Here is an 11567-nt window from a genome sequence, read left to right on the forward strand (position 1 = left end):
GTGCAGAAAGCAAGCACGCTCTCCCAGCTTGCAGTCCCGCCCGGCCTAGGGCCCGCTAGCGTTTTGGAATGGTGTTAAGGCGGCTGCGAACCCTGTGGCGGCAGCTATTGCGGCTGGAGCGCCCGCGGCATTCGCCAGGGGTTTGGCGCAATCGTGATACTGCGTCAGTGCTGCTGGTGTGCGCCCTGGTGGCACTGGTATCGAGTTGGCCCTGGTTGGTGGAGCCAAACCTGCGACCCGGCATGGAGGCGCCCTTCACTGCTAAGGCGCCGCAGGCGGCAATGGTGGTGGATAGCAACGCCCTGGAGGAGCGGCGCCAGGAGTTGGTTCCTCGCAGCACGGTGCAGGTGGTGGATGAGCAGGCCAACGGGCAGCTGCGTCAGAAATTGGAGCAGGATCTACAGGCGGTAGAGCAGCAGGCCAAATCAAACCAGCAGCGCATCGAACCGGTGGCAATCACCACCGAGGAGCGCAATTGGCTGCGGGGGGCAGGGGGCACCCAGCTCACGGCCTGGGGCCGGGAGGTGCGCCAAGCCCAGCTGCGCATGCTCAGCCAGGGACTGGCCGCTGGGGTGGCAGAAGGCCAGCTGCTGCAGGCGGCCACCCTGCAGCTCGAGCCCTTGGCACCGCTACCGCGGGGGCTGGGGGCACGGCTTTTGGCTAGCTCCCTGCAGGGCCACTCCAACCTGCGCAGTGATCCAGGCCTGAGCCAGCGACGCATCGAGGCGTTGATCACCCAGCAGGGGATCCCCACGATCAAGGTGCAGCAGGGAGATCTGATTACCCGTCAGGGCGACACGATCAGCCCCCAGGCCTTTGACGTTCTCGATTACTTCGGCCTGGTGAACCGGCGGCCGCGGCCCCTGGCCTGGCTTGGTCACTCCCTAGAGGCGCTGGCCATGGCTGGCGTGCTGGTGCTGGTGCTGCGCCGCTGGCGGGCCTGCCTGGAACCGCGGCAAGCGCTGCTGGCCCTGGGGGCCCTGCTGGTGGTGCAGGGTTTTGCGCTGTGGCTGGGGCCGCTGGCGAGTCCGCTGGTGCTGCTGGTGCCCCCGGCGCTGCTGCTAGCCCAAGGCCTGGGCACCCCCTGCGGCTTGGCCTGGCTGGCGGCAGCCAGCTTCCTGTGGCCGATGCCGATCACGGCCCTGATGGCAGTGAGGCTGCTGGTGGCGGCAGCGGTGGGCAGCGTGGCGGCCCTGGCGGCCGGACGACAGCGCAGCCGGGCCGAACTACTGCAACTGGCGGTGCTGCTGCCCGGCGCGGGGCTGCTGCTGCAGTGGCTAGTGCTGCAATCGCGGCTGCAGGGGCCGGGAGCGGTGGCCAGGGTGGACCTCGTAAGCGAAGCCCTGCTGCTGGGCGGGCTGCTGATGGCGGGCCTGCTGCTGGCGCCCCTGGTTGAAACCTTCTTTGGCTTGGTGACGCGGGCGCGGTTGATGGAGCTGGCCGACCTGCAAAGGCCCCTGCTGCGGCGGCTCTCGGTGGAAGCACCCGGCACCTTCGAGCACACCTTGATGATCGCGGGCCTAGCGGAGGAGGGGGCGCGGGCCATCCAGGCCGATATCGATCTGGTGCGCACGGGGGCGCTCTATCACGACGTGGGCAAGCTGCACGGCCCCCAATGGTTTATCGAGAACCAGGGCGAGGGCGCCAACCCCCACGACAGCCTTGACGACCCCTTCGCCAGCGCCGCCATCCTGCAGGCGCATGTGGATGAGGGGTTGAAGCTGGCCCGCCGCTACCGGCTGCCGCGCCCCCTGGCCGACTTCATCCCAGAGCACCAGGGCACCTTGAAGATGGGCTACTTCCTGCACCATGCCCGCGAACGGGATCCGGGCGTTGCCGAGGAGCGCTTCCGCTATCGGGGGCCCACGCCCCGCAGCCGGGAGACGGCGATCTTGATGCTGGCCGATGGCTGCGAAGCAGCCCTGCGCTCCCTGCCGCCCGGCACTAGCGAAAGCGAGGCTCGCCAGATGGTGCGCCGCATCATCGAAACCCGCCAGGACGACAACCAGCTAGCCGAAAGTGGCATCAGTCGGGCCGAACTGGAACTACTGATCCGGGCCTTCGTGAGGGTGTGGCGGCGGATGCGCCACCGGCGGATCGCCTACCCGATCCCAGCCAGAAAGGGCTATAGCGCCTAGGGCGGCTCCTCAAATTGCTGCCAGGCCTCGAGCAGGGTGTAGGCCGCCAGCTTGCGCCGCCAAACCTCTACCGCGCCGCCCTGATCCGGATGCCACTGGGGCAGGTTGCGGCGCCAGGTCGAGCGCACCAAAACCCAGGCACTACCTGGCTCGACTCCAAGCTCGGCGCAGGCCCGCTCGTAGGCATCGGCCGGGCGTTCCGGAGCCGCTGCAGCGGGAGCAGCCGGCGAAACCGGCCTGCGCAGCAAGTGCCTCCGCAGCAACGGCCTGTTTGGCCTCCTCACCAGCAGCCACAGGCCGCGCAGCAGCCCATTGGCAATCAGCAAGACACCCACCCCGGCGAAGATCGCCGGCGACCAGAGCATGCGCAGGCTGTCGTCAGCGAGCTGGGAGTTGCCCTGCCCCCCATGCTGGCTGGCACCCACCAGGATGAAGGCGGCCAGCAGCCCGCCGAGGCCAAGACTGATCAGGCCGTGCAGCAGCGATTCCAGGGCCGGCCGGATCCGGGAGCTCATCGGCGCGGGGCGCGCAGGGACTGCAGCTTGCGCTCCAGCACGATCCCGGCCGGCACCAGGGTGACCAGGTTGGCCACGATCAAGGGGCCATCGCCTGTGTAAAACCCGTAGATGGCCCACAGGGCAATGCCGGCGGTAAACAGGCCGTACATGCGCAGGGAGATGGCGCTGGTGTCGCCACTGCGCAGGGTCTTGAGGGCCTGGGGGAAGAAGCTCAAGGTGGTGAGCAACGCGGCCAGGTATCCAAGGCCGCGCACAGCGGGACTAACCAAAGGAACTGCCATGGGGGTTGGGCGAGCGTGCCGTCAGCATGGGAGCTGGCACTCGATCCTGCCCCCACTCCCATGACATTGCTCAGCTTCCGCGAGCTCCAGGCCCAACTGCAGCCGCATTGGGGCAAGAGCACCGCAGCCCAGGGGCCGGATGTGGACGTGCTGATGGTGCCGTCGCTGTCGATGGACCAAAACCAGATCGACCTGGTGACCGGCGCCCACCACTACGAGGAGCGCCAGCTGTTTTCGCTGATCCGGCTGCGGGATCCGGGGGTGCGCATGGTGTACGCCACTAGCAAACCGCTGGGGGAGCTGGTGGTGGATGCGGTGCTGGAGCTGCTGCCGGGGGTGCCCACCTCCCACGCGCGGCGGCGGCTGCACCTGGTCGACACCGACGACGCCTCCAACCGGCCCCTCACCGCCAAGCTGCTGGAACGGCCGGCCCTGCTGGGGCGCATCGCCGAGCTGCTGCGGCCGGGGCGCAGTTTCATCAACTGCTTTGTGGTGAGCGACCTGGAACGCCAGCTCTCGGAGCGGCTGCAGGTGCCGCTGCTGGGCACCGATCCAGCCCTGGGCTACTGGGGCAGCAAGGCCGGCAGCCGCGAGCTGTTCGCCCGCTGCGGCGTGCCCCACCCGCCTGGCTCGGCCCTCACCCACAACCTCGACGACCTGTGCGAAGCCACCGCCGAGCTGTGGGAAGCCCACCCCGAGCTGCGCCAGTGCGTGGTGAAGCTCAATGAGGGCTTCAGCGGCGAGGGCAATGCCCCTTTGCCGCTCGAACCTCTGCAGCTGGCCGGGCTCAGCGGCGCTGAGCGGCGGCGGCGGTTGCGGCAGGCCCTGGAAGTGCTGCCGATGCCTGCAGCCAGCTGGAAGGAGCAGCTGGCTGTGCAGGGGGCGCTGGTGGAGGCTTGGCTGGAGGGCGGGGAGGAGCTCAGCTCACCAAGCGTGCAGGGCACGATTTATCCCGGCCCAGCCGGCCAGCCAGGCCAAGTAGAGGTGCTCTCTAGCCATGAGCAGGTGCTGGGCGGCGCCAGCGGCCAGACCTACCTGGGCTGCAGCTTCCCGGCGGCCGAGCCCTACCGGGCCGAGCTGATGCGCCACGGCCAGGCGGTGGGGGAGGCGCTAGCGGCAGAGGGAGCACTGGAGCGGTATGCGGTGGATTTCATCGCCCGGCGCTTTGGCGATCGCTGGAATCTGCAGGCGATCGAGGTGAACCTGCGCCAGGGGGGCACCACCCACCCCTACATGGCGCTGAGTGCGATCACCAGCGGCAGCCTCGATCCAGCCAGCGGGCTATATCACGCCCCCAGCGGCCCTTCCCTGCACTACAAGGCAACGGACAACCTCACGGCGCCGCACCTGCGCGGGCTGCTGCCGGTGGATCTGATCGACATCGTGGCTGAGGCGGGCCTGCACTTCGACCAGGCCCAGCTGCGCGGCAGCGTGTTTCACCTGCTGGGCTGCCTGTCGCAATACGGCAAGCTCGGCATGACCTGCATCGGCCGCAGCGCGGCAGAGGCCGAGGCCGTGTACTCCGCCACCGAAGCCGAGCTGCTGCGGGCGGCGCAGGCCCTGTGCCCCTGAGATTCTCAGCCGGCTCTCATCCGCCGGGGCAGGCACCGGCATTGGAGCAGGGGTAATCGCCCAGGAGTACGCAATGACCCACCCCACCCGAGGCAGTACTCAGGGGTTTGAACTGCCGGGGCTCACGGGCTTCACCTTCCAGCTGGCCCTACACGGCTCGCGGATGCAGCTGGAGGCCCCCCCGGTGGGGAGGTGTGGAGCACCTGGATGGAGCCCACGCAAGACCGGCAACACGTGGCCGACCAACTCTGCCGCCAGCCCTGCTGCTGCCTGGGCTGAGTGGCTTGGCTGCGTCGCCTGAAAGCATGGCTTGACAGGGGCAGTCCGATCCGGTTAGTTGGAGGGAGTTCCAGAGCACCCATGCAGCGGACGGAGGCCCTCTCCATCCTTAGCCTCAAAGCCCTGCCAAACACGCGGCAGGAGCTCTACCAGGCGATCCAGAGCAGCAGCCCCCAGCTCGACGGCTGGGGTGATCTGGAGCTGGAGGCCTACCGGCGGCTCTGGCAGTTTCTGCCGTCGGCTGAAGCGCCCCGCCGCCAGGCCGCCTGAGGCCACTGCCATGCGCCACCAGCGCTCCTCCGCCCCCTTGCTTCTGGCCGCCCTACTGGCGGTGCTGCTGGTTGCTTGCAATGGCGCCGAGCGGCAACGGCGGGAGCAGGCGGCGCGCGAGCAGGCCGCCGCCGCCCAACGCCAACCCCAGCTGGATGGCCTGGTGAGCCGCTGCCGCCAGCAACAACCGGCGGTGCAGAAGCTTGTGCAGGAGCACGAGCGCAGCGACGCCGCGCTCACCCAGCTGAGCCAGCAGCGCTACATCCCCCTGCCCAGGCCGGCGGCGCCCGATCCGGCAGTGCTGGCCCGCTTCACCCGCGACGACCAGGAGCTGGAGCAGGAGCGCTACCAACAAGCACTGGACCGCTGGCGAGAGGCCGATGGGGCCGAGCGGCGCCGCTGGGAAGCCGGGCAGGAGGCGCGGCGCCAGGAGCTCACGGCGCGCCAGAGCGAAGCACGCCAGGCGCTCACCAAACTCGATGTGGCGGCTACAGCGGCGGCCCGCACCGCCTGGAGCCGTTGCGATCGGTCCCAGCTCTCAGCCTTCAGTTGAGCCAAAGGAGGTCGGTCTTGAGCTCTTGGGCCATGCGGCTCGAACCGCCAAACAGCTGCTCAAGTTCGGCGGGGGTGAGCACCAAGGCATCACAGCTGAGCGGCAGACGCTCAAGCGGCCAGGAGCAGAGGCGCTGGTGCTGGGGACCATCGGCGGCTTCATCGATCAGCAGCAGATCCAGATCACTGCCCACCGAAGCGGTGCCCCGGCCATAGCTACCGAACAGGCCAACCCGCCGCAGGCTCGGCCGCAGACGGCGCTGCTCATCGGCCCAGGCGCGCACCTCCTGCAACACCGGCTCAGGCTGGGGCCAACGCAGCACAGATTGCGTCAACGAGCGCACGGGCATGGCTGAGGGCGTCTTGGCTTTGCAGCCGGCCGAAATGATCGGTCGGCGCACCTTCTGGAAGGCTATCGGGGTAGCGGGTGGGGATGTAAAGGGCATCGAGCACCCGAAGGCGATCCTCCAGGTCTGACACCTGGACTGAAAGAGCGGCGGCCACAGGGGGCGGCAAGTCGCGGAGGGAGCGCCCGAGGCCGTGCCCCCAGCTCTGCTGGTCGTGGTGAAGATGGAGGGCCTTGAGGGCCTTCTCCACCGCCTGGTGACAGGCGAAACAAGCCCACTCGTGATGGCCAGCATCGGCACTGAGCTGGGCCTGAGCGAGGTCGGCCTTGGCCTGATGCAACCAGTCGGCCGAGCGGTTCATCGGGTGCTGTTCAACGCTCCATTCTGAGCCACCAAGCTCGCGGCCGCACGCGCCGAACGGCGCTACGTTGAATTGAGCCAATGCTGTGCCTTGAGCGACACCCCCCGCCGCTCCCACCGGCCCCAACGCCGCCAGCTGTGCTGCCCGGCCCATCCGGAGCAACGGATTGAGGGCAACGGCAAGAAGTACTTCCTGCACCTGCTCACACCCGAGCAACTCAAAGCCCGGGGAATGGCCGACAAGACCGCCAAGCTGGTGATCCAGGCCTACCCGGTGCTGGTGCTGAGCAACGAGTGGCTCGAGGAGTTGTTTTGCCCGGCGTGCGGCAGCAGCCGCTGGTGCCATGTGATCAAGCACGATCGGGTGGAGCACACGGTGCGCTGGGCGCCGCGGGATCTGTGGGAGCAGGTGGCCCATGTGGATCCGGTGGTGGCCAACCCCACGGTGAGCGAATTCACGCGACGGGAATCGAGGCGCCTCAACCAGAAACGGGCCGACGGCAAGCGGGTGTTTGACGCTGGCTGAAGCAGCGCAGGTCTGCTCAGGCCAGTTTCTAGATCAGCTCCAGGCGTGATGGGTTCAGGCCGTGGCGAGGATCTTGCTGCCTGCTGCAATGGCGAGCGTGCAGTCGAGATCCACCACAAACCCTCACAGCTCATGGCCGCTCTCGGTGCCGTGGTGGGGATTCTGGAATCAGGAACCCTTGCCTAACTTGATCTCGCCCTGCGCAGCTGACTGGAGCTGCCCTGACCGCAGAAGAGCACTTCACCGACCGACAAACACCGGCGGGGCGGGATCCGCCGGCTAAGCTCGTTCACGGTTGGGACAATCAGGCGCTAACTCGCCCCAGGATCCGGCAAAGATCCCGATCCGTAATTTTCAAACTGCCATGGCGTCCTTGCGTCTTTTTGTTCCCGTACGGGACCAAGAGGGGCGCCGGTTATGACGGCAATCCATTCCGTGCATGATCTGGGGGCCGCCTTACGGGTGGCGCGCAAAACACTGCGTCTCACCCAGGCGGATCTTGCCCTGGCGGCTGGGGTGGGGTTGCGCTTTGTGGTGGAGCTGGAGGCCGGCAAACCAACAGTGCAGCTGGAGCGGGTATTGCGGGTGATCGACGCCCTGGGCGGAACCCTGCATCTGGACATAGAACGCCATCGCCAGGAAAGCCATGGCGAGGAAAGCAGTGGCCAGTGAGATCACCACCAGCCTGGAGGTGTGGCTGCTCAACCAGCGCGCCGGCACGCTCTGGCTGAAAGATGGGGAGCTGCAGTTTCAGTACGGCACGCTGTGGCTGGAGCAACCGCAGGCCATCGCTCTCTCACAGAGCTTGCCGCTGCAAGCTGAGCCGTTTGGCGATCGGGCCTGCCGGCCCTTTTTTTCCGGGTTTCTACCAGACAGTGAACTCCGGCAGCGCATTGCCCAACAGTGCCAAGTCTCAAGATCCAATGATTTCGGCCTGCTGGCCGCGATCGGTGGTGATTGCGCCGGAGCGGTGAACCTGGTGGTTGGCGATCAGGTGGCCGAGGCTGATGCTGTGGAGTGGCTGGAGCAGGATCAACTGAGCGCCCTGCTCGATGACTTGCCGCAGCGGCCGATGCTGGCGCGGCGCGATGGCCTGCGACTGTCGCTGGCTGGCGACCAAGACAAGTTGCCGGTGGTGTTTGACGGAGGCCGAATCGGTCTACCCCTTGGCAGCCGCGCCAGCACGCACATCCTCAAGCCGGCCATTGCGGCAGTGGAAGGCAGCGTGATCAACGAAGCGTTCTGCATGGCCCTGGGGCAAGCCATGGGGCTCCAGGTGGCTGACGCCGAGATCCTGAGAACCGGAAAGCGGCAGGTACTGGTGGTGCGTCGCTATGCCCGACACCACGGAGACGACGAGCGATGGTTACGGCTCCATCAGGAAGACTTCTGCCAGGCACTAGGAATTCCGCCCGAGCTGAAGTATCAGAATGAAGGAGGACCTGATCTGAACGCCTGCTTTAAACTGTTGCTTAGAGCCACAAGACCCAACGCTCCGCAAGTGATCCGTTTGCTGGATGCTGTGGTGTTCAACGCCTTAATCGGCAACAACGACGCCCACGCAAAGAACTTCTCATTGCTCTATAACGAAAGGTCGCCAACACTCGCGCCGCTCTACGACCTGCTGTGCAAAGCGGTGTATCCCACGCTCACTGGAAAGATGGCGATGAAACTGGGCAGCAAATATCTCTTTGGTGAGGTGCAAGAGCGCCATTGGGAACAATTTGCCAAGGCAACAGGTTTGTAGTGGGCACAGACCAGAAAACGGGTGGTACAGATGGCTGCGCAACTTCCTTTGGTCGCCTGCCGCCTGCAAGCCGGCGAGGCTTATCGGGATGAGGCACTGATCGGGGACATCGTCAACCTGATCGAGCAGCGTTGCGATTTCATCGTACGACGATTCAACGCAGGCTGAGCGAGCAGGGAAATCACTTGCCGGAGCTGGACAAGATTGCACTGAGCTTGCTGCTGAGCTCGTCGAGCCGGTGGTCCTCTTTCTCGAGTGGTTATCAGCTACCAAGAGGTCGACATGGGTGTAATTGGTGAACAGCGTGACCAGGGCAAGGAGCAGGACGGCAAACACCGTGATCAAGCCTTGACGACCAAATCCCAATGCCACCGCAGCCAGCCCAAACCTTAAACACAGAATAGTACAAGCAAACTACCAGGGCGTCCGTGGAGTCGCGGAGGGGCGCAGCTCGTCGATGGTGCTGTCGGCGGCTTGAGTGGTGCGCACGATCTCCCAAAATCCATACAGGTTGTACTGATTAATGGACGGTGGCGACGCAGATGTGCCGGGGGAGCCAGCTCCAGCTCTGCAAAGCGGCTCTCTCCAAAGTCGAGCACCCACGTCTATGGAAGCTCCCCTCAGAGCCGGAAACAGCTGCACCCCAAAAGTTCAGCACCTAAGCCCAGCAGAGCCGTTTTATAAGCATAAAAATTTTATGGGCATAAAGACATAAATGGGGCAAAAAAATTTCTGCCGCAGGCAAAGGGCCACCCCTACTGCAACTCATGGGCGAAATCCCGCTTCTGATTCCATCACTGATGGGATCGGTCAAAACGTTTTCATGAAATCAACCCAATGGGTATGCGGGCTCATCCATCCAAACAGGGCGCATTTATAGCGCAATATGACCATAAACACATAAGCAATCCACAAAAAATAGGCTTTTGCGGCATCTGCCCCCCTCTGCTCAGCTCGGGGCGTGTGGCTGGATCTGGGTGAAGGTGTCGCAGACCTGAAGCAGTTCTGGGATCAGGCTGGGGCTGCTGCAAGGGTTGAGCGAAGGCTCAAGCATTCACAATCCGCAGGCCTGGTGCTTGCGAGCCGCCACTTCTGGTGCCAGCCAGGCACCGGTGCTGCCGGTGGCGCGCCAGAGCTGCAGGCGTAGGGCATCGCGCATGATTTTGTGGCGTTCTCCATGGCTGGGCTGAGGAGGAGGTGTCGGCCCAACCTGGATGCCAAGGGGCCCAAGAGCGATTTGAGCATTGAGAACGGCCCGGGCGGTGTGGTCTGGATCGGTAGCGATCCAAACCCGAAGGGGCCGGGGGCTTTGCTGCTGGGCAAACCATTGGGCCAGGGCGGTGATCTGGGTGGCGGTATCGAAGCCCTGCAAAAGCTCTGACATGGCCTGAGGGGGCAAAGGCAAGCCTGGGCAGCGGATCAACAGATGCTGGGGCGCCGCGGGGAGGGCAGCGACGATGCGTTCAGCTGCAGCCAAGCGACTTGGGATGCCATCGAGAACCACCACCAGATCGGCGGCTCCTTTGGCGGAAGTTGTGGAGCGAAGCTGTGGAGCGATCCAGGGCCATGAGACCCACAGTCCTGCGGCCAAGATGAAGGGAATCGGCAGGAGCATTCAACATTCAGTGGGAATATCGGCGCTGGTCTGGGGAATGGCGCCTTGGGCGTTGAACACCAGGCGGATGGTTTTGAAGAGGATCAGCAGATGGAGCCAGAAGGAGAAGTTGCGCAGGTAGTAGAGGTCGTAGCTGAGCTTGTTGGCAGCGTCTTCAACGGAGGCCCCGTAGGGATAGTTCACCTGGGCCCAGCCGCTGAGACCCGGGCGCATCCAGTGCCGCAGAAGATAGTGGGGCAGGGCTGATTCAAAGTCCGTCACAGGCGTCCTTGCCGGGGCTGTCAGCATGGGTTGAGGTCGGCTGAATCGCCCCCTCCTTCTGCTTGAAAGCGCCTCCGCCGTAACCGATCTCGACCTGATCAGCTATCTGAGGTCAATCCCAGATGCGCGGATGCGGCGCGGGGTTCGGTTTCCGGCCTGGTATCTGCTGCTGCTGGCCGTGCTCGGAATCCTGAGTGGATGCCAGAGCTTGCGGGATCTGGAGCGTTTCGCCATCCGCCACCACAGCGTCCTGACCGAGGCTCTCGGCCTGGCGTTGCGGCGGCCGCCATCGGATTCCTCGTTCCGCTACTTCTTCCAACAGGTGGATGTGGCCGCCCTGTGCACTGCGATCCGTGACTGGACGATCGCCCAAATCCCCGGTGGCGCAGAAGATCTCGATCAGCTTGTTTGTGACGGCAAGACGCTCCGGGGCTCGATTGAGCCCACCGCCGGTGGCGGGTCGGCTTTCATCGCCCAGGTCACGCTGTATTCGACCGCTCTTAGTGTGGCGATCAGCCAGGCCTGCTACGCCACCGGCGACAACCATGAGCGGGCAGTGCTGCTGCAGTTGCTTGGCGAGCTGGATCTGGAGGGCGTGCTCATCCATGCGGACGCGCTCGATACCCAGCGCCCGTTTTTCGGCAGCTCAAGGAGCAGGGGGCCGACTTCCTGCTGACGGTGTAGGCGAAGCCTTCCGCGAAGCGGTGGGGCAACCAGAAGACGTTGCATCGTCAGATCCGATCTCAGTTCCAGGGAAAGCGGCACATTCCTTTTATGGCGGACGTTCACGAGGTTGGCCACGGCCGCGAAATCGCCTGGACGCTGCGCGCCAAACAGGCTCCAGAGCACATCAGCGAAGCCTGGATCGGCACCAGCTGGATCGTGGAAGTCACGGCCAGAGGCACTCGTGACGGCAGGCCGTTTCAAGCTATCCAACTGTTTCCGACGAGCCTGCGCACCACGCCAGAAGCCCTGCCGCAACTGGTACGCGACCGCTGGAGCATTGAGGGCTGGCACTGGATCCGAGCGGCGTCCCATGGAGTGGTGTAACTCGGGGGGATCAGCCCCGGCGTAGCCGGGGCTGACGGCTCAACTCCCTCA

17 protein-coding genes are annotated in these 11567 nt (G+C 65.2%); 11 read left to right on the forward strand and 6 right to left on the reverse strand.

Translation table 11 applies throughout. The features are described 5' to 3' along the window. Window positions 1-68 precede the first annotated feature (68 nt). Complete coding sequence (locus C7K55_RS12480; protein ID WP_106633053.1) at window positions 69-2138, forward strand: HDIG domain-containing metalloprotein; 2070 nt, start codon at window positions 69-71, stop codon at window positions 2136-2138. On the opposite strand, the gene C7K55_RS12485 is transcribed toward C7K55_RS12480, so the two are convergent. Together C7K55_RS12485 and C7K55_RS12490 are read right to left on the reverse strand one after the other, a co-directional pair. Then, a complete protein-coding gene (locus C7K55_RS12485; protein WP_106633054.1) occupies window positions 2135-2653 on the reverse strand; it encodes a hypothetical protein in 519 nt (172 codons plus the stop codon). The two genes, C7K55_RS12480 and C7K55_RS12485, sit on opposite strands and share 4 nt — an antisense overlap. Beyond that, window positions 2650-2937, reverse strand: a complete 288-nt coding sequence (locus tag C7K55_RS12490; protein ID WP_106633055.1) for a SemiSWEET family sugar transporter — start codon at window positions 2935-2937, stop codon at window positions 2650-2652. Before C7K55_RS12490 ends, C7K55_RS12485 begins: the two co-directional genes overlap by 4 nt. A gap of 60 nt (window positions 2938-2997) precedes the next feature. Here C7K55_RS12490 and C7K55_RS12495 point away from each other — a divergent pair, with 60 nt between their 5' ends. The 4 genes from C7K55_RS12495 to C7K55_RS12505 all read left to right on the forward strand — a co-directional run bounded on the left by C7K55_RS12495 (window position 2998) and on the right by C7K55_RS12505 (window position 5611). Then, window positions 2998-4509: a peptide ligase PGM1-related protein gene (locus C7K55_RS12495; RefSeq protein WP_106633056.1), complete on the forward strand. Its 1512-nt coding sequence runs from the start codon at window positions 2998-3000 to the stop codon at window positions 4507-4509. A gap of 73 nt (window positions 4510-4582) precedes the next feature. Next, window positions 4583-4810, forward strand: a complete 228-nt coding sequence (locus tag C7K55_RS13350) for a hypothetical protein (RefSeq protein ID WP_127432039.1) — start codon at window positions 4583-4585, stop codon at window positions 4808-4810. Between the two features lie 59 nt (window positions 4811-4869). Then, on the forward strand, window positions 4870-5058 hold the full coding sequence (locus C7K55_RS12500; protein WP_106633057.1) for a hypothetical protein: 189 nt from the start codon (window positions 4870-4872) through the stop codon (window positions 5056-5058). Window positions 5059-5068: 10 nt separating this feature from the next. After that, a complete protein-coding gene (locus tag C7K55_RS12505; protein WP_106633058.1) occupies window positions 5069-5611 on the forward strand; it encodes a hypothetical protein in 543 nt (180 codons plus the stop codon). Here C7K55_RS12505 and C7K55_RS12510 read toward each other — a convergent pair. Both C7K55_RS12510 and C7K55_RS12515 read right to left on the reverse strand, forming a co-directional pair. Beyond that, window positions 5604-5954, reverse strand: coding sequence for a nucleotidyltransferase domain-containing protein (locus C7K55_RS12510; RefSeq protein WP_241518363.1), 351 nt, complete (start codon window positions 5952-5954; stop codon window positions 5604-5606). The genes C7K55_RS12505 and C7K55_RS12510 overlap by 8 nt on opposite strands. Beyond that, complete coding sequence (locus C7K55_RS12515) at window positions 5911-6318, reverse strand: HEPN domain-containing protein (protein ID WP_106633060.1); 408 nt, start codon at window positions 6316-6318, stop codon at window positions 5911-5913. Before C7K55_RS12515 ends, C7K55_RS12510 begins: the two co-directional genes overlap by 44 nt. A gap of 90 nt (window positions 6319-6408) precedes the next feature. Between C7K55_RS12515 and C7K55_RS12520 the strand changes: the two genes are divergently transcribed. From C7K55_RS12520 to C7K55_RS13930, 4 genes are all read left to right on the forward strand, one after another. Continuing rightward, window positions 6409-6843, forward strand: coding sequence for a hypothetical protein (locus tag C7K55_RS12520; RefSeq protein WP_241518361.1), 435 nt, complete (start codon window positions 6409-6411; stop codon window positions 6841-6843). 417 nt (window positions 6844-7260) lie between these two features. Beyond that, window positions 7261-7515 carry a helix-turn-helix transcriptional regulator gene (locus C7K55_RS12525; protein ID WP_106633062.1) on the forward strand — a complete coding sequence of 85 codons (255 nt, stop codon included), beginning with the start codon at window positions 7261-7263 and terminating at the stop codon, window positions 7513-7515. Next, entirely contained in the window at window positions 7490-8590 is a 1101-nt protein-coding gene (locus C7K55_RS12530; protein ID WP_206603518.1) for a type II toxin-antitoxin system HipA family toxin, read from the forward strand. The genes C7K55_RS12525 and C7K55_RS12530 overlap by 26 nt, the downstream gene beginning before the upstream one ends. A 30-nt stretch (window positions 8591-8620) precedes the next feature. After that, window positions 8621-8758, forward strand: coding sequence for a hypothetical protein (locus tag C7K55_RS13930; RefSeq protein WP_206603519.1), 138 nt, complete (start codon window positions 8621-8623; stop codon window positions 8756-8758). A gap of 886 nt (window positions 8759-9644) precedes the next feature. Here C7K55_RS13930 and C7K55_RS12535 read toward each other — a convergent pair. Both C7K55_RS12535 and C7K55_RS12540 read right to left on the reverse strand, forming a co-directional pair. After that, the gene (locus C7K55_RS12535) at window positions 9645-10205 is read right to left on the reverse strand and encodes a YdcF family protein (protein WP_106633063.1); all 561 of its coding nucleotides are present in this window, start codon (window positions 10203-10205) and stop codon (window positions 9645-9647) included. Continuing rightward, entirely contained in the window at window positions 10206-10466 is a 261-nt protein-coding gene (locus C7K55_RS12540; protein ID WP_396094847.1) for a sugar transferase, read from the reverse strand. Between the two features lie 106 nt (window positions 10467-10572). On the opposite strand from C7K55_RS12540, the gene C7K55_RS12545 reads away from it, so the two are divergent. Further along, on the forward strand, window positions 10573-11142 hold the full coding sequence (locus C7K55_RS12545; RefSeq protein ID WP_254970064.1) for an ISAs1 family transposase: 570 nt from the start codon (window positions 10573-10575) through the stop codon (window positions 11140-11142). Window positions 11143-11240: 98 nt separating this feature from the next. Continuing rightward, entirely contained in the window at window positions 11241-11516 is a 276-nt protein-coding gene (locus tag C7K55_RS12550) for a hypothetical protein (protein ID WP_106633065.1), read from the forward strand. Window positions 11517-11567 lie beyond the last annotated feature (51 nt).

The sequence above is a fragment of the Cyanobium usitatum str. Tous genome (assembly GCF_003011885.1).
Classification (GTDB): domain Bacteria; phylum Cyanobacteriota; class Cyanobacteriia; order PCC-6307; family Cyanobiaceae; genus Cyanobium_A; species Cyanobium_A usitatum.